At 72.1% G+C, this 19,782-nt stretch carries 22 protein-coding genes; 8 read left to right on the forward strand and 14 right to left on the reverse strand.

Annotated elements, in window-relative coordinates; all coding sequences use genetic code 11:
- Positions 1-15: 15 nt before the first annotated feature.
- From AB0J53_RS36140 to tdh, 3 genes are read right to left on the reverse strand one after another with little or no spacing between them, the layout of a single operon-like run.
- A complete protein-coding gene (locus AB0J53_RS36140; RefSeq protein WP_364180601.1) occupies positions 16-936 on the reverse strand; it encodes a LysR family transcriptional regulator in 921 nt (306 codons plus the stop codon).
- 16 nt (positions 937-952) lie between these two features.
- Positions 953-2,122 (reverse strand): glycine C-acetyltransferase, encoded by a 1,170-nt coding sequence (locus AB0J53_RS36145; protein WP_364180603.1) that lies wholly within the window; start codon positions 2,120-2,122, stop codon positions 953-955.
- Positions 2,122-3,150 (reverse strand): L-threonine 3-dehydrogenase, encoded by a 1,029-nt coding sequence (gene tdh / locus AB0J53_RS36150; protein ID WP_364180605.1) that lies wholly within the window; start codon positions 3,148-3,150, stop codon positions 2,122-2,124. Before tdh ends, AB0J53_RS36145 begins: the two co-directional genes overlap by 1 nt.
- Positions 3,151-3,351: 201 nt before the next feature.
- On the opposite strand from tdh, the gene AB0J53_RS36155 reads away from it, so the two are divergent.
- Positions 3,352-4,521: a Gfo/Idh/MocA family oxidoreductase gene (locus AB0J53_RS36155; protein WP_364180607.1), complete on the forward strand. Its 1,170-nt coding sequence runs from the start codon at positions 3,352-3,354 to the stop codon at positions 4,519-4,521.
- A gap of 22 nt (positions 4,522-4,543) precedes the next feature.
- Here AB0J53_RS36155 and AB0J53_RS36160 read toward each other — a convergent pair whose 3' ends face one another.
- The 7 genes from AB0J53_RS36160 to AB0J53_RS36190 all read right to left on the reverse strand — a co-directional run bounded on the left by AB0J53_RS36160 (position 4,544) and on the right by AB0J53_RS36190 (position 11,114).
- Entirely contained in the window at positions 4,544-5,647 is a 1,104-nt protein-coding gene (locus tag AB0J53_RS36160) for an SPFH domain-containing protein (RefSeq protein ID WP_364180609.1), read from the reverse strand.
- A 3-nt stretch (positions 5,648-5,650) separates the two neighbouring features.
- Positions 5,651-6,082 (reverse strand): NfeD family protein, encoded by a 432-nt coding sequence (locus tag AB0J53_RS36165; RefSeq protein WP_219506337.1) that lies wholly within the window; start codon positions 6,080-6,082, stop codon positions 5,651-5,653.
- 78 nt (positions 6,083-6,160) lie between these two features.
- Positions 6,161-7,312 carry an Ig-like domain-containing protein gene (locus AB0J53_RS36170; protein ID WP_364180612.1) on the reverse strand — a complete coding sequence of 384 codons (1,152 nt, stop codon included), beginning with the start codon at positions 7,310-7,312 and terminating at the stop codon, positions 6,161-6,163.
- A 73-nt stretch (positions 7,313-7,385) separates the two neighbouring features.
- Positions 7,386-8,474, reverse strand: a complete 1,089-nt coding sequence (locus AB0J53_RS36175) for a fumarylacetoacetate hydrolase family protein (protein ID WP_364180614.1) — start codon at positions 8,472-8,474, stop codon at positions 7,386-7,388.
- Positions 8,471-9,238, reverse strand: a complete 768-nt coding sequence (locus AB0J53_RS36180; protein ID WP_364180616.1) for a hypothetical protein — start codon at positions 9,236-9,238, stop codon at positions 8,471-8,473. Before AB0J53_RS36180 ends, AB0J53_RS36175 begins: the two co-directional genes overlap by 4 nt.
- Entirely contained in the window at positions 9,235-10,404 is a 1,170-nt protein-coding gene (locus AB0J53_RS36185; RefSeq protein WP_364180618.1) for a homogentisate 1,2-dioxygenase, read from the reverse strand. Before AB0J53_RS36185 ends, AB0J53_RS36180 begins: the two co-directional genes overlap by 4 nt.
- Before the next feature lie 80 nt (positions 10,405-10,484).
- Positions 10,485-11,114: a helix-turn-helix domain-containing protein gene (locus tag AB0J53_RS36190; RefSeq protein ID WP_364180620.1), complete on the reverse strand. Its 630-nt coding sequence runs from the start codon at positions 11,112-11,114 to the stop codon at positions 10,485-10,487.
- Between the two features lie 124 nt (positions 11,115-11,238).
- On the opposite strand from AB0J53_RS36190, the gene AB0J53_RS36195 reads away from it, so the two are divergent.
- Positions 11,239-11,829, forward strand: coding sequence for a hypothetical protein (locus AB0J53_RS36195; RefSeq protein WP_357591439.1), 591 nt, complete (start codon positions 11,239-11,241; stop codon positions 11,827-11,829).
- Between the two features lie 40 nt (positions 11,830-11,869).
- A complete protein-coding gene (locus AB0J53_RS36200; protein ID WP_364180622.1) occupies positions 11,870-12,973 on the forward strand; it encodes an FAD-dependent oxidoreductase in 1,104 nt (367 codons plus the stop codon).
- Here AB0J53_RS36200 and AB0J53_RS36205 read toward each other — a convergent pair.
- Positions 12,965-14,191 (reverse strand): MFS transporter, encoded by a 1,227-nt coding sequence (locus AB0J53_RS36205; protein WP_219506359.1) that lies wholly within the window; start codon positions 14,189-14,191, stop codon positions 12,965-12,967. The two genes, AB0J53_RS36200 and AB0J53_RS36205, sit on opposite strands and share 9 nt — an antisense overlap.
- A gap of 136 nt (positions 14,192-14,327) precedes the next feature.
- Here AB0J53_RS36205 and AB0J53_RS36210 point away from each other — a divergent pair, with 136 nt between their 5' ends.
- The gene (locus tag AB0J53_RS36210; protein ID WP_364180625.1) at positions 14,328-15,614 is read left to right on the forward strand and encodes a hypothetical protein; all 1,287 of its coding nucleotides are present in this window, start codon (positions 14,328-14,330) and stop codon (positions 15,612-15,614) included.
- 13 nt (positions 15,615-15,627) lie between these two features.
- Positions 15,628-16,602 (forward strand): DUF2332 domain-containing protein, encoded by a 975-nt coding sequence (locus AB0J53_RS36215; protein WP_364180627.1) that lies wholly within the window; start codon positions 15,628-15,630, stop codon positions 16,600-16,602.
- Here AB0J53_RS36215 and AB0J53_RS36220 read toward each other — a convergent pair.
- Positions 16,562-16,915: a MerR family transcriptional regulator gene (locus tag AB0J53_RS36220; protein ID WP_219506362.1), complete on the reverse strand. Its 354-nt coding sequence runs from the start codon at positions 16,913-16,915 to the stop codon at positions 16,562-16,564. The genes AB0J53_RS36215 and AB0J53_RS36220 overlap by 41 nt on opposite strands.
- Positions 16,916-16,968: 53 nt before the next feature.
- Here AB0J53_RS36220 and AB0J53_RS36225 point away from each other — a divergent pair, with 53 nt between their 5' ends.
- Positions 16,969-17,277 (forward strand): putative quinol monooxygenase, encoded by a 309-nt coding sequence (locus tag AB0J53_RS36225; RefSeq protein WP_364180629.1) that lies wholly within the window; start codon positions 16,969-16,971, stop codon positions 17,275-17,277.
- Between the two features lie 15 nt (positions 17,278-17,292).
- Positions 17,293-17,661, forward strand: coding sequence for a VOC family protein (locus tag AB0J53_RS36230; RefSeq protein ID WP_364180631.1), 369 nt, complete (start codon positions 17,293-17,295; stop codon positions 17,659-17,661).
- Here AB0J53_RS36230 and AB0J53_RS36235 read toward each other — a convergent pair.
- Together AB0J53_RS36235 and AB0J53_RS36240 are read right to left on the reverse strand one after the other, a co-directional pair.
- The gene (locus AB0J53_RS36235; protein ID WP_219506365.1) at positions 17,651-17,851 is read right to left on the reverse strand and encodes an EF-hand domain-containing protein; all 201 of its coding nucleotides are present in this window, start codon (positions 17,849-17,851) and stop codon (positions 17,651-17,653) included. The genes AB0J53_RS36230 and AB0J53_RS36235 overlap by 11 nt on opposite strands.
- Before the next feature lie 3 nt (positions 17,852-17,854).
- Positions 17,855-18,736, reverse strand: coding sequence for a LysR family transcriptional regulator (locus AB0J53_RS36240; RefSeq protein ID WP_219506367.1), 882 nt, complete (start codon positions 18,734-18,736; stop codon positions 17,855-17,857).
- Between the two features lie 62 nt (positions 18,737-18,798).
- On the opposite strand from AB0J53_RS36240, the gene AB0J53_RS36245 reads away from it, so the two are divergent.
- Positions 18,799-19,779: an aldo/keto reductase gene (locus tag AB0J53_RS36245; RefSeq protein ID WP_246645090.1), complete on the forward strand. Its 981-nt coding sequence runs from the start codon at positions 18,799-18,801 to the stop codon at positions 19,777-19,779.
- Positions 19,780-19,782 lie beyond the last annotated feature (3 nt).

Raw genomic sequence — 19,782 nt, forward strand, 5'->3', positions numbered from 1 at the left:
AGGACTGCCGGTGTCTCATCCGATCCCGAGAGAGCCGGAGATCTGCCGGAGGCTGTCCAGCAGCGGACGCAGCAGCGGGTGCGACTCGGCCCCGCGCCGGACGGCGGCGAACACGCGGCGCTCCATGCCGGCCGCGAGCGGGCCCGGCGTGTGGTGCACCGTGACGCCGGGCAGCGTCATGTCGCGCAGCGCCAGCCGGGGCACCAGGGCGATGCCCGCCCCGGCCCCGACCAGCGCCACCACGGCGCGGAAGTCGTCCGAGCAGTGCGCGAACCGGGGCGAGAAGCCCGCCTGCTCGCAGGCGAACGCGATCACGTCGTGCACGGGGTTGCCGGGGTAGGGCCCGATCCACGTCTCCCCGGAGGCGGCGGCGAGGTCCACGGGGGAGCCGGACAGCGGGTGGCCCTCCGGCAGCACCAGGTCGAACGGCTCGGCGTACAGCGGGACGCGGAACAGGCGGCGGTCGGCCGCGTCGGGGCCGCCTCGGTACTCGACGGCGATCGCCACGTCGGCCTCGCCGTCGAGGAGCATCGCCAGGCTCTGGTGGCCCTCGGCGTCGCGTACCCGCACCTGGATGCCGGGTGCGGCGGCGCGCAGCGCGACGATCGCGGGGGAGAGCACGGCGCTGATCGCGGTGGCGAAGCAGGCCGCGGTGACCTCGCCCGCCGCGCCCGTGGCGTAGGCGGCGACCTCGGCCTCGGCCCGTTCGAGCTGGGCCAGCACGTCGTTCGCGTGGGCCAGCATGATCTTGCCGACGGCGTTGAGCCGGACGCCGCGCCCGTCGCGCACGAACAGCCGGTGCCCCACCTCGTGCTCCAGGGCGACGAGCTGCTGGGAGACGGCCGACGGCGTCAGGTGGAGGGTGGCCGCCGCGGCGGTGACCGTGCCGTGGTCGGCCACCGCGCGCAGCGTGCGCAGCCGCCGCGTGTCTATCACGCTGCGAGGATACGGGTCAGGCGCGTGCCCGTACGAACGCGGTCACCGCCCGGTCCACGTCGGCGGCGGAGTGGGCGGCCGAGAGCTGGACGCGGATCCTGGCCTGGCCGTGCGGCACCACCGGGTAGGAGAAGCCGATCACGTAGACGCCCAGCGCCAGCAGCCGCTCGGCCATGGCGGAGGCCTCGGCGGCGTCGCCGATCATCACGGGGACGATCGGGTGGTCGCCCGGCAGGATGTCGAACCCCTCGGCCGCCATCCGGCTGCGGAACCGCTCGGTGTTGGCGCGCAGTTGCTCGCGGGCGTCGCTGGAGGTCTCCAGCAGGTCCAGGATGCGCAGCGACGCCGCGGCGATCACCGGGGCGAGCGAGTTGGAGAACAGGTACGGGCGCGAGCGCTGCCTGAGCAGGTCGCAGATCTCCTGCCGGGCGGCGACGTAGCCGCCGCTGGCGCCGCCGAGCGCCTTGCCGAGCGTGCCGGTGATGATGTCGACCCGGTCGCTCACCCCGTGCAGCTCGGGCGTGCCGCGCCCGGTGGGGCCGACGAAGCCGACGGCGTGCGAGTCGTCGACCATGACCATGGCGTCGTAGCGCTCGGCCAGGTCGCAGATGTCGGCGAGCGGCGCCAGGTAGCCGTCCATGGAGAAGACGCCGTCGGTGACGATCAGCCTGCGCCGCGCGTCGGCCGACTCCTTCAGCCTGGACTCCAGCTCGGCCATGTCGCGGTTGGCGTAGCGGTAGCGGCGGGCCTTCGACAGCCGGATGCCGTCGATGATGCTGGCGTGGTTGAGCGCGTCGGAGATCACCGCGTCCTGCGCGTCGAGCAGCGTCTCGAACACGCCGCCGTTGGCGTCGAAGCACGAGCTGTAGAGGACGGTGTCCTCCTGGCCGAGGAAGTCGGACAGCCGGGCTTCGAGCTCCTTGTGCACCTCCTGGGTGCCGCAGATGAACCGCACCGAGGCCATGCCGAACCCCCACCGGTCCAGCGCCTGCTTGGCGGCCTCGACGACCTCGGGGTGGTCGGCCAGGCCCAGGTAGTTGTTGGCGCAGAAGTTGAGCACCTCCTGGCCGGCCACGCTCACCGCCGAGCTCTGCGGGGTGCTGATCACCCGCTCGGGCTTGAGCAGCCCGGCCTCGGTGATCTCGTCAAGCGTCGCACGCAGCTGCTCGCGTACGTTCGTGAACATCAAGCGCTCCAATCCAGGATGACTTTGCCCGTGCGGCCACTGGCGGCGGTGTCGAAGGCGGCGTCGAACTCGTCGTACGGGAAGCGGTCGGTGATCACCGGGGTGAGGTCGAGCCCCTTCTCCAGCAGGACCGACATGTTGTACCAGGTCTCGAACATCTCGCGGCCGTAGACGCCCTTGATGGTGAGCATCGAGGTGACGACCGTGGCCCAGTCGATCGCGAACTCCTCGGCGGGCAGGCCGAGCATGGCGATCCGGCCGCCGTGGGTCATGTGCGCGATCATGTCGCGCATCGCCGCCGGGTTGCCGGACATCTCCAGGCCGACGTCGAAGCCCTCGCGCATGTCGAGGCGGCGCATGCCGTCGGCGATGGTGTCGCGGGAGACGTTCAGCGCCAGGTTGACGCCGAGCTTGCCGGCCAGGTTGAGCCGCTCGTCGCTGACGTCGGTGATCGCCACGTGGCGGGCGCCGACGTGGGTGGCGACGGCGGCGGCCATGAGCCCGATCGGGCCGGCCCCGGTGATCAGCACGTCCTCGCCGACGAGGGGGAAGGAGAGCGCGGTGTGCACGGCGTTGCCGAACGGGTCGAAGATGGCGGCCACGTCGGGGTGGACGGGGGTGCGGTGCACCCACACGTTCGTGGCGGGCAGCGTCACGTACTCGGCGAACGCGCCGTCGCGGTTGACGCCGAGGCCGATGGTGTTGCGGCACAGGTGGCGGCGGCCGGCCATGCAGTTGCGGCACTTGCCGCAGACGATGTGGCCCTCGCCGCTGACGAGGTCTCCGACCGCGATGTCCTCGACGCCGGGCGCCACCTCGACCACGTGCCCGGAGAACTCATGTCCCACGATGAGCGGAAGCTTCAGCGTTTGCCGCGCCCAATCATCAAATTTCCGAATATGCAGGTCTGTGCCGCATATGCCGGTCCGCAGGACCCTGATCTTCACCTCGCCCGGCCCCACCTCGGGCTCCGGGACGTCGACCAGCCAGAGCCCCGGCTCCGCCCTCTCCTTGACCAGCGCTTTCATCGCGTGCATCCCCCTCGATCCGAACCTAACGCACTGTGCCGCTTCCCCTCCCGCGTGTCCATCGAGGGATTCTTAACTGCCCCCCAAGCTCTGCTTCACGCTGAAGGGCGTACGCGGTCTGAGCAGGAGATCATCAACGCTGATGCGCATTAATGTGCAAAAATGCCGACTTACAGGCACAAAAAGACCAGAGGGGCATCCGTGGAAGACCTGCGATTCGGCGTCATCGGCCTCGGCCTGCGCGTGAGCCTCGCCGTGGCCGCCCACCAGCCCGGCCGGGGCTCGGTGGTGGCCGCGGTCTGCGACACCGACCCGGCGACGCTCAAGGAGCAGGCCGCCCGCTTCGGCGACCCGGTGACCACCACGGACCACCGCGACCTGCTCCGCCGCGACGACCTCGACGCGATCATCGTGATGACGCCCGACGACACCCACGAGGAGATCGCGATCGCCTGCCTGGAGGCGGGCAAGGCCGTCTACCTGGAGAAACCGCTGGCCATCACCGTCGAGGGCTGCGACGCCGTCCTGCGCGCCGCCCGCGACACCGGCACCCGCCTGTACGTGGGCCACAACATGCGGCACATGGGCGTCGTCCGGCTGATGCGCGACATCATCGCCCGCGGCGACATCGGCGAGCCGAAGACCGTCTGGGTGCGCCACTTCGTCTCCTACGGCGGCGACTACTACTTCAAGGACTGGCACGCCGACCGGTCCCGCACCACCGGCCTGCTGCTGCAGAAGGCCGCCCACGACCTCGACGTCCTGCACTGGCTGGCCGGCGGCTACACCACCCGGGTCAACGCCCTCGGCGACCTCGCCCTCTACGGCGACCTGCCGCGCCGCGCCCCCGGCACGCCGCGCCCCGAGGGCTGGCTGCGCGAGTTCGACTGGCCGCCCACCAGCCGCCGCGACCTCCACCACGTCGTCGACGTCGAGGACGTCTCGGTCATGAACATGCGCCTCGACAACGGCGTCGTCGCCGCCTACCAGCAGTGCCACTTCACGCCCGACTACTGGCGCAACTACACCGTCATCGGCACCGAAGGCCGCCTGGAGAACTTCGGCGACGGCCCCGGCGACACCGTCAAGGTGTGGAACACCGGCCCCACCGGTTACCGCGACGACTGCGACATCGCCTACCGGGTCCCGCAGGCGCAGGGCAGCCACGGCGGCGCCGACCTGGACATCGTCGCGGAGTTCCGCCGGTTCGTGCGCGAGGGCGGCGTCACCGACACCTCCCCGGTGGCGGCCCGCATGAGCGTCGCCGCCGGCTACATGGCCACCCTGTCCCTGCGCGACGGCGGCGTTCCGTACGACGTGCCGCCCCTGGACCCGGAGCTGGCCGCCTACTTCGACGGCGGCCAGCGCTGACGGGACCCCGCGGCCGGGCGGGTCAGCGGCCGGATTCGCGGTGGCGCTCGTCCAGGTCGGCGGGGGCGGTGTCGCGGTCGACGCCCGGGAAGGGCGACGGCTCCTGGGCGGCCTGGGTGAGCTGGCGGGGGCCGTTGGGGTTCTCGGCGTCCTGGGCGTCGGCGACGGCCTCGGCGGCGGCTTCGGACGCCTTGGCGATCTCCTCGTCCATGGCCGACGTCTCCGGCGCCTCCTCGCGCGTGGCGGCGGAGCGGGGGAGCGCTTCGGTGAAGGCCTTGGAGACGCCCTGGAGGGCCGAGGTGACCTCGCTGGGGATGACCCAGAACGTGTTGCCCTCGCCCTGCGCGAGCTGCGGCAGCACCTGCAGATACTGGTAGGCGAGCAGCTTGGGGTCGGGGTCGTTGCGGTGGACGGCCTGGAAGACCTGGTCGATGGCGCGCGACTGGCCCTCGGCTTCGAGGATCGCGGCGGCGCGCTGGCCCTCGGCGCGCAGGATGCTGCTCTGCTTGTCACCCTCGGCGGTGAGGATCTGCGACTGGCGCTGGCCCTCGGCGTTGAGGATGGCGGCGCGCTTGTCCCGCTCGGCGCGCATCTGCTTCTCCATCGCGTCCTTGATGGTCTTGGGCGGGTCGATGGCCTTGATCTCGACCCGGTTGACCCGGATGCCCCACTTTCCGGTGGCCTCGTCGAGGACGCCGCGCAACTGGCTGTTGATGGTGTCGCGGGAGGTCAGCGTCTTCTCCAGGTCCATGGAGCCGACGACGTTACGCAGGGTGGTGACCGTGAGCTGCTCGACGGCCTGGATGTAGTTGGCGATCTCGTACGCGGCGGCGCGCGGGTCGGTGACCTGGAAGTAGAGGACGGTGTCGATCTCGACGACCAGGTTGTCCTCGGTGATGACCGGCTGGGGGCGGAACGACACCACCTGCTCGCGCAGGTCGATCATCGGATAGACGCGGTCCACGTACGGGATGACAAAGTTGAGCCCGGGCTTGAGCGTGCGGTGGTAGCGGCCGAGGCGTTCGACGTTGCGCGCCCGCGCCTGCGGGATGATCCGCACGGCCTTGAGCACGGTGAACACCGCGAAGAGTATGACGAAGATGCCGACGAGCAACAGCGGATCCATGGCTCACTCCCGGGGATATACGAGGGCGGTGGCACCGTCGATCTCGATGACGTCGACGGTGGCGCCGGTGGGGATCACGAGGGTCTCGTCGTAGGCGCGGGCCGACCATTCCTCGCCGCCGATGCGGATGCGGCCGTCTCGCCCGGTGACCTCGGACAGGACGTAGGCGGGCTTGCCGACGAGGGCTTCGACGCCGAAGCGGCGCAGTTGCGGCTGGCGGATGTGACGTGCGGCGATGGGCCGGATCACGACCAGGCCGGCCGCGGACGAGAGGGCGAACAGCAGCAGTTGGAGCGGGACGGGCAGGCCGAGCGCGGCGCCCGCCGCGGTCAGGAGGGAGGCGACGCCGAGCAGGCCGAGGGCCGCGGTGAGCGTGAAGATCTCGGCCACCCCGAGGACGACTGCGAGGATAATCCAGATGATCCATTCATCCATGCTCCGGCCTCCTATAGGGACAACGGGCCTGCGCAGGCACCGGTTCCCCCCTGTTCCACCGTAATGCCGGAAGCGGCGCTACGGCAGGGGCGGGGCCGAACGCAGGGCGCTTCCGCGCAGCCACTGCTCCCACGACAGTTGCCAGAAGCCCCATCCGTTGTCCCATTCGAGCCGGCGGTCGGTGCCGGTGATCGTCACGGGGTCGCCGCGCAGCGAGGTGTCGTAGAACCAGGCGGCCTGGTCGGGGCGGGCGTTGACGCAGCCGTGGCTGACGTTGGCGCGGCCCTGGGCCCACACGTTGTCCTTGGCGTGCACGTACTCGCCGCTGTCGGAGATGCGGACGGCGTGGTCGATCATGACGTCGTAGTAATCAGGGTCGCCTTCGGAGCGGCCGGGGGAGATCATGCGGACCGGGTTGCCCTTGTCCATCGTCAGGTGGATGCCGCTGGTCGTGGTGTATTCGCGGGTGGTGGCCATGCCGGCGCTGATGGCCATGCGCTGCACCACGCGGCCGTCGCGCCGGACGGTCATCTGGTGGGTGCGGGTGTCGATGGCGCTGGTCTGCGCGCGGCCCACGGTGAAGGCGAAGGTCTGGTCGCTGACGCCGTAGACGCCGGGGGCCAGGCGGATGCCGGCCAGGTGGGCGGTGACCGTGACCTGCTGGCGGGGCCGCCAGAACCGCCGGGGCCGGTAGACGGCCCGGGTGTCGTCGATCCACCGCCAGGCGCCCTCGGCGGGCGGCTCGGCCCGGACCTCCAGGGCGCGCTCGACGGCCGCCCTGTCGCGGATGGGCGTGTCGAAGTCGAGGATGACCGGCATGCCGATGCCGACGGTCTCGCCGGGCTGCGGGGTGGTGACGGCCAGGCCGAAGGAGCGGGCGGCCTGGCGGGTGCGGAAGCGGCCCATCGTCACCGTCGAGGGGCCTTCGGCGCCCGCGGCCTTGACGGTGACGGTGTATTCGGCGCCGGGCTTCAGCGTCCAGGAGGAGCGCCAGGTGGTGCGGGTGGGGTCGAGCGTGCCGCGCACGGGCACGCCCGACACGTACGCGAGCACCTGGCTGAGCGTGCCGCCCTTGGCGCTGACCACCAGGCCCTGGTCGAGGCGGGCGCGCTTGGTGTCGAAGGCGGGGGAGACGTGGACGACGGGCGGGCGGGGCGGGGGCTCGGCCGAGGCGCAGCCGGCTGCCGCGAGCAGCACGGCCACGCAGATCGTCGCGGCACGCCGCAGCATGACACTCCTGCTTTCCGGGGACCGGGGAGCCTCAAGGGTAGCGGGGAGTCATGGATCGAGCACGCCGAGTCACTTATCCGACAGTTCCGGTTACCTCCCCCAGGGAAATGTCGCCGGCCATCGCGCTGATCGTCACCGTGTCGCCGTCCTGGAGGAACGTCCTGGTGTCGCCGCCGGCGAGCTTGAGCGGGTCGGTGCCGTTCCAGGTGATCTCGATGAGCGAGCCGCGCTCGTCCACCTGGCCGCCGGAGACGGTGCCGCTGGCGAACAGGTCGCCGGTGCGCAGCGGCGCGCCTCCAGAGGTCAGGTGCGCGAGCATCTGGTCCGGCGTCCAGTACATGTCCCGGTACGGCGGGCGCGAGACGACCTCGCCGTTGAGCCGGATCTCCATGGTCAGGTCGAGCCCCCAGTCGCCCTTGCGGCGCAGGTAGTCGAGCGGCGGCGGGTCCTGCTCGCGGCCGGGGACGCGCGGCAGCGCCTCCAGCGGCGTGACCCACGGCGAGATCGACGTGGCGAACGACTTGCCCAGGAACGGCCCGAGCGGCACGTACTCCCACGCCTGGATGTCACGCGCGGTCCAGTCGTTGACCAGCGTCACCCCGAACACGTGGTCCTCGAAGTCGCCGGTCCCCGGCACGCCGACCACGAACCCCAGCTCGGCCTCGATGTCGAGCTTGGCGGTCGGCCCGTAGGAGCCGGCGCCGAGCTGCCCGTGCGGCCGCCTGATCGGGGTGCCGGACACCACGACGGTGCCCGCCCGGCCGTGGTAGCCGACGGGCAGGTGCCGCCAGTTGGGCAGCAGCGGCTCGCTGCCGGGCCGGAAGATGCGGCCCAGGTTGCCCGCGTGCTCCATCGAGCAGTAGAAGTCGACGTAGTCGGCCACCTCGAACGGCAGGTGCAGCTCCACCTGGTCGAGCGGCACCAGGTGCGGCTCGGTGATGGCCAGGTCGCCGGTGAGCTTGTTGCGGATGAGCGTGCGGGTGTCGTGCCAGGCGCTGCGCCCGCGGGCCATGAACGGGTTGAGCGTGGGCGCCGCGAACACCTCGTCGTGCAGCGCGGCCGCCAGGTCGAGCACCCGGTCGCCGTATCGCACCCCCACCCTCGGCGCCTCACCGTGCCGTGAGAACACCCCGTAGGGCAGGTTGTCCACTCCCCAGCTCACGCTTCCTCCTCGATCAGTCCCAGGGCCCGCAGGTCGTCGACGGGCGTGCCGGTGCTGCACGAGCCGTAGCTCACCAGCAGGTGCCTGGCCCGCTTCGCGGTCTCCTCCGGTACGTTGCGCGCGAGCTGCACGAGCTGGCCCACGTCGGTGGAGCGCAGCACGGGCGCCGGGTCGCGGCCCGCGACGGCCTCGCACACGGCCAGCACCAGGTTGAGGAAGCCGTAGCGGTCCACGCCGAGCGTCGGGTCGAAGTGCCGTACGGCGTGGTGCAGCCCGGCGGTCGCCTTGAACGGGATGTCGTTCTCGGCGCAGAACCGGATGAACGCGGCGACCTGCTCGACCGGCGGGAAGGCGTCGGCCGCCTCGCCGCCGCAGCGGATCTTCAGCCCCACCCCGGCGGGCACGTCCGGGACGAACTTGCCCGGCGGCACCTCGACGAACAGCCGTATCCCCGAGGGCAGGTCCAGCTCGCGGGCCACGTCCTCGACGGTGCGCTCGGCGGGCAGCCTGGCCTCGACGAAGTCGACGGGCAGGTCGTCGAAGGGCGGCAGCTCGGGCGTGTCCTTGATCAGCCCGATGCGGCGCGGCTGCCAGTCCTCGGCGCGCAGCCGGTCGAGCCGGCTGGCCGGGCACAGGAAGCGGTGCGTGAGCACCTCGACGTCCTCCTCGACGCCGCGCCGGTTGCGGGCCAGGGCTTCGGACATGTGCAGCGACGTCGGCGGGAACAGGCCCGCGTCGTCGACGAGTGCGGTGAAAAGCGTCATCGTGACCAGGTCCAGGCGTATCCGGGGTCCTCGCAGGACAGTGCGCCCTGCCCGAGATCGAGCGGGCGGAAGGTGTCGACCATCACCGCCACCTCGTTGGTGGTCGTGAGGCCCTTGGAGACGGCGTCGATGACCGCCTCGACCGCGCCGGGCTGCGGCCCGTGCGTGAATCCGGCCGGGTGCAGCGAGATCGAGCCGACGTCGATGCCGGAGCCCTGGCGCGCGGAGTAGTCGCCGCCCACGTAGAACATGAACTCGTCGGAGTCCACGTTGTGGTGGTTGTAAGGGATCGGCACGGATTCGGGATGGAAGTCGAGCGGCCGGGGGCAGAACGAGCACACGACGAAGCCGGGGCCCTCGAAGGTCTGGTGGACCGGCGGCGGCGCGTGCGTCTTCTTCACCACGGGCTCGAAGTCGTTGATGTTGAACGCGTACGGGTAGAGGCAGCCGTCCCAGCCGACCACGTCGAACGGGTGGTTGCGGTAGACCAGCCGGGTGAGCCCGCCGCGGGTGCGGACGAGCACCGGCACCTCCTCGCCCTCGACGGTCAGCGGCTCGGCGGGGGCGCGCAGGTCGCGCTCGCAGTAGGGGGCGTGCTCCAGGAACTGGCCGTGCTGCGACAGGTAGCGCTTGGGCGGCCTGATGTGCCCGGACGCCTCGATGATCAGCGCGTTGACGGGCCCGTCGGGCACCCAGCGGTGGATGGTGCCGGTCGGGATGACGACGTAGTCGCCGGGCCCGGCCTCGATCACCCCGTACGTGGACTCGAACCGGGCGCGGCCGGCCTGGACGTACACGCACTCGTCGCCCATCGAGTTGCGGTAGAGCTCGCTGGGCCGGTCGGTGGTGGCGTACGACAACCGGACGTCGCCGTTGCCCGCCAGCAGGACGCGCCCGGACACGAGGTCGCCGGCGCTGGTGAGCTGCTGGGTGCGGAAGTGGCGCGGCGACAGCGGCAGGTTGGGCTCGAGCCGCGTGCTGATCTCGGGGGTGACGGCCTCGGCCTTGAGGATGGCGGTCGGCAGGTGGCGGTGGTAGAGCAGCGAGGAGTCGGACGAGAAGCCTTCCTCGCCCATCAGCTCCTCGGCGTACAGGCCGCCGTCGGGCCGCCTGAACTGGACGTGGCGCTTGCGAGGCACCTCTCCCACGACGCGGTAGTACGGCATCCGCTCCTCCACCTACTGTCCGCTAATCGGACGCATGTGTCCTTTATGTGTAACAACCGTCCGTCATAGCCTCCGCAATGTCAACCCAGCGCGTCGGCGAGCCCGGCCGCCGCCTCGACGACCTGCGCGCCGGTGGAGGGAGGCAGCGGCCCGAACGTCACCACCCCGACGGACGCCTCCAGCCAGGGCAGCCCCGTCACCGGCGCCGCCATCCCCCGCGCACCCTCCTGCAACTGCCCCTCGGTGACGAGATAATCGGCCCGGCCCTCGCGCGCCGCCAGAATCGCCTGCCCGGCCGCGCCTTTGGCCAGCGGATGGCGCGAGCCCTCGCGGTAGGCCACGTGCATGTCCGTCCACGACGGCTCGACCACGGCCACCGCGAGCCCGTCGTCGCCCTCGGCCACGGTCAGGTGCGCGGTCGCGCCCACCTGCTCGGCCAGCCGCCGCAGCGTGGGCAGCGCCGCCGCGCGCAACAGCGGCTGCACGGCCTGCGCCAGCACGAGCACGCCGAACCCCAGGTGCACCCGCCCTTCGGCGTCGCGGCGGACGAACCCCTCGTTGAGCAGCGTGGTCAGCAGGCGGTAGACCACGGGCCGGCTCAGCGACAGCTCGGCGCTCAGCTCGGTGGGCGTGCGGCCGCCCTTGCCGTCGGCGAGCAGGCGCAGCAGGCGCAGCCCGCGTTCGAGGGTCTGGGCGGATTCGGCGGCCATGACAACGATTATCTATGCGTGAACCGAGGGTGACGTAACGCGATGAAAGGGGTACGTAACGGAGCAGAAGCACCGGGGGGTAAAAATGCGGTCAACGTGGATACTCCTGGTTGCCGGGTTGGCCATGTGCGGGTTGCTTCCGGCCCTTCCCTCCGACGGCGCGCAGGCGATCTACATGGCCCGGGGTCTGCCGGTGGCGACCCCGTCCGACCGGCTCGTGGAGGACACCTTCTACGTCACCGAGGGCATCGAGGTGGCGCGTCAGCTCCTGCCCGTCGAGAAGGGCGTCGCCTTCCGCGCCGCGGCGGAGCTCGTGCCCGGCATCGGGGTCGACGCCGCGGGCAGGCTGTACGGCACGCCCGACCGCGCGGGCACGTACGCGGGGCACGTCCAGGTCTGCGCAGGCCAGAGCTGCACCGAGGAGCGGATCACGTTCGTTGTGCTGCGCAACGTGCCGTGGGACCCGGGCGTGCTCACCTTCCCCGGCTCGGCCGGACGGCCGCTGACCGGGCGCATCCAGATCAAGGGCGGGCCGTCGGGCGTGCTGCCGACCGTCAGCGTCACGAACCACGACGCGCTGCCGCACGGCGTCACGATCGGCCCCGACGGGAACATCAGCGGCGTGCCGACGGCGGCGGGCGTGACGCGGGTGCCGGTGCGCATCTGCGTGGCGGGCAACTGCGCGGGCGTCGTGGTCACATTCATCGTGGTCTGACCCTTGCGGCGGGACCGGCTTTCCGGTCACCGTGAATCCCATGAAATCGGTCATTGTGGTCGGGGCAGGGATCTGGGGATCGTCGCTGGCCTTGCGGCTGGCCGAGACCGGCTGGGCGGTGACGCTGGTCGAGCAGCACACCCCGGGGCACGTGCGCCAGGCGAGCGCGGGGGAGACCCGGCTGCTGCGCTGCTCGCACGGCTCCGAGGAGTGGTACGCCCGGATGGCCTGGCGGGCGCGCGAGGGCTGGCGGCGGCTGGAGGAGCGGGCCGGCGAGCCGCTCTATCACGAGGCGGGCCTGATGTGGTTCGCCGGGACGCCGGACGGCTGGGAGCACACCAGCGCCCAGGTCCTGAAAAATCTCGACATCCCGTGTGAGGTGCTGGACCCCGCCGACGGCGCCAGGTTCTTCCCCGAGTTCCGCGGCGACGACCTCAGCTTCCTGCTCTGGGAGCCGCACGCCGGCGTGCTGCGCGCCCGCCGCGCCACCCAGGTCACCGCCGCCCTCGCCGTGTCGGCCGGCGTCCGCCTGGTCCGCGCCCGTGCCGTTCCCGCCCCGGACGGCGTCCGCGTGGGCGGCGACGTGCTCACCGCCGACCGGATCGTGTGGGCCTGCGGCGCCTGGCTGCCCGAGCTGTTCCAGGTGCCGATGACCGTGACCAAGCAGGACACGCTGCACTTCGCCGTGCCTGCCGCCTGGACCACGCCCGGCACTCCCGCCTGGGTGGACCACGGCGCCTCGGCCTACGGCCACGGCGACGTCGACGGCGTGGGCATGAAGGCCACCTCCGACGCCGAGGGCAGGCCGTACGAGCCCGAACACGGCGAGCGCGTGGTCGACGAGGCCAGCGTCGCGAACGCCCGCGCCTATCTGGGCCGCCGCTTCCCGTCGCTGGTGTCGGCGCCGGTGCTGTTCAGCCAGGTCTGCCAGTACGCGCTCACGCCCGACGCCGAGTGGATCATCGCCGAGACGTCGCCCGGCGTGTGGCTGCTCGGCGGCGACTCCGGCCACGGCTTCAAGCACGCCCCCGCGCTGGCCGAGTACGTGGCGGGCGTCCTTGACGGCGATCACGCGCCGGAGCCCCGCTTCGCCCTGCGCGAGCGGGTCCCGGCACGCGGCCTGCGGACCAGCGGCTCAACGTGAGGCGTGCTCCGGCGCGCGCAGGTTGCGCACCCCGGGGGACAGCAGCGCCGCGCACGTCGAGAGCAGCACCAGGACCCCGCAGCCGACCAGCGCCGCCGGCGCGCCCACCCGCTCCGCCACCGGCCCCGCCAGCATGAGCCCGACCGGGCCGAACATCAGCGAGCCGAGCGCGTCGTACGAGCTCACCCGCGACAGCGACTCGGGCGGGATCTCCCGCTGCATCGTCGTCTGCCACAGCACCCCGAACACGTCGAAGCAGACGCCCAGCAGGAACGCGCCCGCCACGCTGGCCCACAGCGGGGCCTGCCCGCCGAGCAGGAAGTACGGCAGCGCCACCGGCAGGCAGCACAGCGTGCCGACCAGGATCGGGCGGCGCGGGCGCAGCCGCAGCGACACCACCACCCCGGCGATCGTGCCCACGCCCTCCCCGGCCAGGAACGCCGACCAGGCCGCCGCCCCGCCGAGACTCTGCTCGGCCAGCAGCGGCCCGAGCACCCCGTGACCGGCCTGGATCGCCATCACCAGCACGGAGAACTGCGCCACCACCACCCAGATCCACTGCCGGGACCTGAACTCGCGCCATCCTTCCCGCAGATCGGCCAGCACGGAGTCGCCGGGCTTGGCACGTTCCGACCGGGTCATCCGCAGGCCCGCGACGAGCACGCCCGCCAGCGCGTACAGCCCGGAGCTGACCGCCAGCGCCCAGCCGCCGCCGACCAGCACCACCGTGCCGCCGCCGAGGACCGCGCCGCCCACGCGGGAGACGTTCGCGCCCAGGCCCAGCAGCGCGTTGCCGGCCTGCAGCCGCTCCGGCGGCACCACCTCGGGGATGATGCCGGTCAGCGCGGGGAAGATCACCGCGATCCCCATGCCGGTCACCGCCGCTGCCGCCGCCATGAGCGGCATCGGCGTCCAGCCGGTCAGCATCATGGCCGCCAGCGCGGCGAACCCGGCGGCGTTCACCCACTCGCCGGCCATCATCACCCGGTTGCGCGGCAGCCGGTCCGCGATCACCCCGCCGAACAGCAGTAACAGCACGGTCGGCAGCGACTGCGCGGTGAGCACCACCGACAGCGTGGTGGCGGTCGCGCCGGGCAGGCGCAGCACCCCGAACGCCAGGGCGACGGGCGCGAACGTGCTGCCCAGCACCGAGAGCGTCCGGGCGGACAGCAGCAACGCGAACCGGCGGTCCCGGAGCAGCGCGAGATCCCCGAGCACGCCTCTTCCCCCTTGCTGAGCCCCGCACTCGCCGTGGAGGACAGTCGTAAAGCAAACCCCGTTGATGTGATTGAACGATACTGATTCGGCCGATAGTGTGCGATATGCCCGGCGATCACCCCCCTCGGAAGGCGCCATGAGACTGAGGCAGATCTTCGTCATCGGCCTGACCCTGTCGCTGCTCGGCATCGGCGTCCCCGCCTGGTCGCAGGACGACCCGCGCAGCTGCAACGACCTGATGGACGCCGACGCCCCCGCCTATGTCGTCTGCACCTGGCTCGCCACGCCCGAGGAGGCGGCCGACATCGCCAGGTTCTGGGCCGGCAACGACGGCCAGAACATGAAGGACTCCGGTCCCATGGACAAGGGCACCGTCGACTGCACCCAGCCGGGCAACGTCTGCCCCGGCGGCGGCGAGGGTGACGGGGAGATGCACGAGATCGGCGACCCGGTCCCCGAGGACGCCGAAGAGGGCGGCACCCCCGAGTGCGAGGGCGCCGAGCCCTGCTACGTCGACCCCGACAACGTCACGCCCGCCCAGGCCAAGCAGGCCGCCGAGAGCCCCACCGGCCAGAGCGTCAAGACCGCCGCCGCGACCGGCATGCGCATCTGGATCGACGCCGAGCTGGCCGACGACTACAAGGCCGGCAAGCTCGCCGAGGCCGCCAAGCAGGTCGCCGCGCTCGCCGTGCAGCCCGGCGTCGTCGGCGTCCGGTTCAGCTCCCAGCTCGGCGCCAACAGCACCTTCGAGAGCGCCGACGAGATCGACGCCTTCCTGACCGAGGCGTCCACCGCCCTGCGCAACTCCGCCCCCGGCAAGAAGCTCGCCGTCCACACCGTCGTGCCGGTCCTCGGCTGCGGCGCCGACGACGCCTGCAAGGCCGAGCTGACCAAGAAGTACCCGCTCCTCGACCCCGAGCGCGTCGGCGGCTGGCTCGCCAAGGGCCTCGTCGACCAGCTCGCCCTCGACGGCGGCCACCTGGCCACCGAGTACGCCACCTGGCAGATCTCCGCCGCCGACGCCCAGCGCAACCAGTGGATCCAGGTCCGCGCCCGCGCCTGGGACGCCTACGGCCAGATCGCCGCCGAGGACGCCGGCTTCGCCGCCCCCGGCGGCCCGCAGCTCACCGCCGAGCAGGCCACCCAGTCGATCACCGACCGCGTCGCCGCCCCGCTCCAGGCCGACGCCGCCGAGACCGTCACCCTCTGGACCCGCTGGCAGAACGACCAGGGCCAGGTCAACCGGGCCTACGGCGAGAAGTGGGCGGCGAACGCCACCTGGGACGAGCTCAAGAAGCTCACCTCGGTGCGGCCCCGCCTGGCCACGCTGTACAACCCGGCCGCCCCCGAGGTGGACGCGGCGACGGACCTGAAGAACCTCGCGCAGGTCTTCGGCCAGGTGTATCTCCACAGCGGCCTCTGACCCCCCGGCGGACATGGACACCGCCGGGCGCTACCGAGGCTTCGCCCTGGAAGCCCGCGGCCACTCGCCCGCCTACGAGCTCCTGGCGAGCAGGATCGCCGACGACGACGGCCTGCTCGCCCTGATCGACCGGCTCCCCGAGGCCAAACGGCAGCCGAACCTGCTGCTGGGAGCCGTACGCCACCACGGCGGCCCGCACGACGACTACGCGGTATTCCGCGCCTGGACGACCGCCCACTGGGACCGGGTCAGCGCCACCATGCGCGCCCGCAGCACCCAGACGAACGAGCCGGGCCGGTGCGCCACGCTCCTGCCGGTCCTCGCCGCCCTGCCCCAGCCGCTGGCCCTGATCGAGGTGGGCGCGTCGGCCGGCCTGTGCCTCTACCCGGACCGGTACGCCTACCGCTACGACGACCGCCCGGTGCTCGGCTCCGCCGAGGTCGTCCTCGACTGCCGCACCGGCGGCCGGGCCCCGCTCCCGCGGGAGGTGCCCGCCGTCGCCTGGCGGGCCGGCCTCGACCTCAATCCGCTCGACGTACGCGACCCCGGCGACGTGCGCTGGCTGGAGTCGCTGATCTGGCCCGAGCGGCAGGAACGCCTGCGCCGCCTGCGGGCCGCCGTCCGCGTGGCCCGCGCGGACCCGCCCCGCCTCGTGCGCGGCGACCTCAACGAGGCGCTCGCCGGCCTGATCGCCCAGGCGCCGGCCGGGGCCACCCCGGTCGTCTTCCACAGCGCGGTGCTCGCCTACTTGCCGCCGGAGGCGCGGGCGGCGTTCGCCGGGACCGTGCGCGACCTGCCCGGCCACTGGATCTCCAACGAGGCCCCCGGCGTGCTGCCGCTCCCGGGCACTCCCGAGCCGCCCGCCGGCCGCGCGGTGTTCGTGCTCGCCCTCGACGGCAGGCCGCTGGCGTTCGCCGGTCCGCACGGTCAGTCGCTCGACTGGTTCGCTAGTGAGCCGCCGCCAGCGACCGGTCCAGCAGCTCGCTGAGCGCCCCGCGCGCCTCCTGCAGCTCGTCGATCCGCTGGTCGAGGTCCGTCAGATGACTCCGTACGTGATCGAGCACGCACGCCTGGAGGCCCACGCCGTCGTCCAGGAAGCACGGCATGACCTCCCGGATGACCTTCGTCGGCAGCCCGGCTCCCAGCAGCGCCCGGATCTGCCCCACCCTGGCCGGGGCGTCGGGCGCGTAGGTGCGGTGACCGCCGCTCGTCCTGACGGACTCCAGCAGCCCCTGATCCTCGTAGTAGCGCAGCAGGCGTACGTTGACGCCGGTGACGCGCGCCAGATCGCCGATCTTCACGTGACCCACCTCACCTTGAACCTCACACCGTTGGAGATCCTAACGTGGGCCGCATGACACAGATTTCCCTGTACGGCTTCCTTCGTCCCCGGCCCGAGCGCAAGGACGAGGTCCGGCGCATCCTCACGTCGCTCGTCGAGCCCAGCCGCGCCGAGCCCGGCAACCTGCACTACGACCTGCACGAGCAGGAGGACGGCCGGTTCTTCCTCTACGAGGTCTGGCGCTCCCGGGAGGACCTGGAGCTGCACAACCAGTATCCGCCGCTGCGCGACTTCCTCGGCAACCTGTCCGACTACCTGGAGGAGGCCCCGGAGGCGTACACCGGCACCCCGCTGAGCCCGCCCGCGCACGAGCGTCCATGAGCATATGATCAGCGCATGGCATGCCGCATCACCGAGCTCGTGCTCGACTGCCGTGACCCCGAGCGCCTGGCGGCGTTCTGGTGTGACGTGCTGGGCTATGTCGTGCTCGACCGCGAAGAGGGCAGCGTGGAGATCGGGCCGGAGCAGCCGGGGCACCTGCCGACGCTCGTCCTCAGCCCCTCCGACGACCCGAAGACGGGCAAGCTGCCGCTGCACATCGACGTCAACGCCACCGACCGCGATCAGGAGGCGGAGCTGGCCAGGCTGCTGTCGATCGGCGCCCGGCACGCCGACGTGGGCCAGACCGGCGAGGAGACGTGGATCGTGCTGCAGGACCCGGAGGGCAACGAGTTCTGCCTGCTCCGGCGCACGGTCAAGGCTTGAGGAAGCTGCCGAACTCCTCGACGTCGATGAGCCCGTCGCCGTCCTTGTCGAGGCGCCGGACGCCTGCCTGGGCGGCTTCGAGAGTGATGGGCTGACCCAGCACCTCCATCAGCCGCACCAGCTCCTCGGCCGAGATGCGGCCGTCGTCGTCGGAGTCGATCAGGTCGAAGGTGATCGCGTAGTCGCTCATGGGTCAGACCTTAGTGGCGATCCGGCGGAGCGCGTCCACGAACCCGGTCACTTGCGGGCTGCGGTTGCCGGCCCGCCAGGCGATGGCCAGCCGGGCGGGCGGCAGGCCGGTGACCGGGCGGTGGAGCAGGCCGGGCCGCTTGTACAGCTTGGCGTTGCCCTCGGCGACGAGCACGACGCCGAGACCGCCGGTGACGGCCTCGAAGACCTCCTCGGGGGTGCTCGCGGTGACGCCGACGACGGGCCCCGCGCCGGGAGAGGCGTCGCGGCCCAGCCAGAAGTCGCGCATCGGCCCGGCCGCGGCCGGCAGGGCGATGAACGGCTCGTCACGCAGCCGGTCGAAGGGGATCTCGTCCAGACCGGCGAGCGGATGGTCGGCGGGCATGACGACGCATCGGCGCTCGGTGACGAGCACGTGCGTCTCCAGGCCGGGCGGGGCGGGCAGCCAGAGGAAGGCCACGTCGGAGCTGCCGTCCGCCAGGCCGCCGCTGGGGTCCTCCCAGCTCACCAGCCGCAGCGCGACCTCCCAGCCGGGCATGGCGGCGCGGAAGCCGCGCAGCGCCTCCTGCTGCAGGCCCCGGCCGACGGCGGTCTGCAGGCCGATGACCAGCGTGCCGGTGGGTGCTGCGGCCCTGGCGGTCTCGTAGCCGGTGTTCCACCGGTCGAGCAGGTCGGCGGCCACGGGCAGCAGCGCCGCGCCCTGCCGGGTGAGCGTGACGCCGCCGGGCACGCGGTCGAACAGCGGGCAGCCGAGCTGCCGTTCGAGCGCCCTGAGCTGCTTGGACAGCGCGGGCTGCGAGACGAACAGCCGTTCGGCGGCCCGGGTCACGTTCAGCTCCTCGGCGACCGCCACGAAATACCGCAGATCCCGCAGATGCACGTCCATAGCTGATGGTTATAGCAAAGGGTCTTGGACGGGACCCGGACCCCGGCAGCAGGATCGGCGGCATGAAGACACGCGAACTCGGCGGTTTGACGGTCCCGGCACTCGGCTACGGCGCGATGGTGCTGTCGCCCGGCATCTACGGCGACATCGACGAGGAACGGGGTGAGGCGGCGATCCGGGCCGCGCTGGACGCGGGCGCCACCCACGTGGACACCAGCGACGCCTACGGGCCCGACGGGCAGAACGAGCGCCTGGTCGGCCGGGCGATCAAGGGCCGCAGGGACGAGGTGGTCGTGGCCACCAAGTTCGGCCTGGCCGTGCCCGAAGGGGAGGACAGCCGGGCGCAGCCGGTCGGCTACGCCTTCGGCGAGCTGCGCGTGAACGCCGAGCCCCGGCTGGTGCGGCGCTACGCCGAGGCGAGCCTGCGCAACCTGGACACCGACGTGATCGACCTGTACTACCTGCACTACGCCGACCCCGGCGTGCCCGTCGAGGACACCGTCGGGGCGATGGCCGAGCTGGTCAAGGCCGGGCTGGTCAGGCACCTGGGCCTGTCGAACGTGACGGCCGCGCAACTGCGCCGGGCGCACGCCGTGCACCCGGTGGCGGCCGTGCAGAACGAGTGGTCCATGTGGCGGCCGATCGACCCGCTCCTGCTGCGCACGGCCGGCGAGCTCGGGGTGGGCATCGTGGCGTGGAGCCCGCTCGGCAACGGCTTCCTCACCGGCACCGTCCAGCAGCTCGGCGAGAACGACTTCCGGCACAACGCGCCGCGCTTCTCCGCCGAGAACCTGGCCGCCAACAACGACCGCTACGCGCCGATCCGCGGCCTGGCCGACCGGCTCGGCATCACCCCGGCCCAGCTCGCCCTGGCCTGGCTGCTGCACCAGGACGACCACGTCGTGGCCATCCCCGGCAGCCGCACCCCCGCGCACATCAGGGAGAACGTGGAAGCGGCCGGCATCACGCTGCACGCCGACACGCTCGCGACCATCGACGAAGCGCTCGGCCGGTTCGAGGTGACGGGCGGGACGCTTCTTTAACCG

Origin of the sequence: Nonomuraea sp. NPDC049725, assembly GCF_040674795.1 — a bacterium.
GTDB classification, from domain to species: Bacteria; Actinomycetota; Actinomycetes; order Streptosporangiales; family Streptosporangiaceae; genus Nonomuraea; species Nonomuraea ceibae.

Excerpts from the sequence above, each read along its gene's own strand:
- AB0J53_RS36240 (WP_219506367.1), bottom strand. The coding sequence starts at position 18,736 with ATGGACGTGCATCTGCGGGATCTGCGGTATTTCGTGGCGGTCGCCGAG.
- AB0J53_RS36190 (WP_364180620.1), bottom strand. The coding sequence starts at position 11,114 with ATGGCCGCCGAATCCGCCCAGACCCTCGAACGCGGGCTGCGCCTGCTG.
- AB0J53_RS36245 (WP_246645090.1), top strand. The coding sequence starts at position 18,799 with ATGAAGACACGCGAACTCGGCGGTTTGACGGTCCCGGCACTCGGCTAC.
- AB0J53_RS36180 (WP_364180616.1), bottom strand. The coding sequence starts at position 9,238 with ATGACGCTTTTCACCGCACTCGTCGACGACGCGGGCCTGTTCCCGCCG.
- AB0J53_RS36195 (WP_357591439.1), top strand. The coding sequence starts at position 11,239 with ATGTGCGGGTTGCTTCCGGCCCTTCCCTCCGACGGCGCGCAGGCGATC.
- AB0J53_RS36145 (WP_364180603.1), bottom strand. The coding sequence starts at position 2,122 with ATGTTCACGAACGTACGCGAGCAGCTGCGTGCGACGCTTGACGAGATC.
- AB0J53_RS36160 (WP_364180609.1), bottom strand. The coding sequence starts at position 5,647 with ATGGATCCGCTGTTGCTCGTCGGCATCTTCGTCATACTCTTCGCGGTG.
- AB0J53_RS36200 (WP_364180622.1), top strand. The coding sequence starts at position 11,870 with ATGAAATCGGTCATTGTGGTCGGGGCAGGGATCTGGGGATCGTCGCTG.
- AB0J53_RS36165 (WP_219506337.1), bottom strand. The coding sequence starts at position 6,082 with ATGGATGAATGGATCATCTGGATTATCCTCGCAGTCGTCCTCGGGGTG.
- AB0J53_RS36170 (WP_364180612.1), bottom strand. The coding sequence starts at position 7,312 with ATGCTGCGGCGTGCCGCGACGATCTGCGTGGCCGTGCTGCTCGCGGCA.
- AB0J53_RS36210 (WP_364180625.1), top strand. The coding sequence starts at position 14,328 with ATGAGACTGAGGCAGATCTTCGTCATCGGCCTGACCCTGTCGCTGCTC.
- tdh (WP_364180605.1), bottom strand. The coding sequence starts at position 3,150 with ATGAAAGCGCTGGTCAAGGAGAGGGCGGAGCCGGGGCTCTGGCTGGTC.
- AB0J53_RS36215 (WP_364180627.1), top strand. The coding sequence starts at position 15,628 with ATGGACACCGCCGGGCGCTACCGAGGCTTCGCCCTGGAAGCCCGCGGC.
- AB0J53_RS36185 (WP_364180618.1), bottom strand. The coding sequence starts at position 10,404 with ATGCCGTACTACCGCGTCGTGGGAGAGGTGCCTCGCAAGCGCCACGTC.
- AB0J53_RS36235 (WP_219506365.1), bottom strand. The coding sequence starts at position 17,851 with ATGAGCGACTACGCGATCACCTTCGACCTGATCGACTCCGACGACGAC.
- AB0J53_RS36225 (WP_364180629.1), top strand. The coding sequence starts at position 16,969 with ATGACACAGATTTCCCTGTACGGCTTCCTTCGTCCCCGGCCCGAGCGC.
- AB0J53_RS36230 (WP_364180631.1), top strand. The coding sequence starts at position 17,293 with ATGGCATGCCGCATCACCGAGCTCGTGCTCGACTGCCGTGACCCCGAG.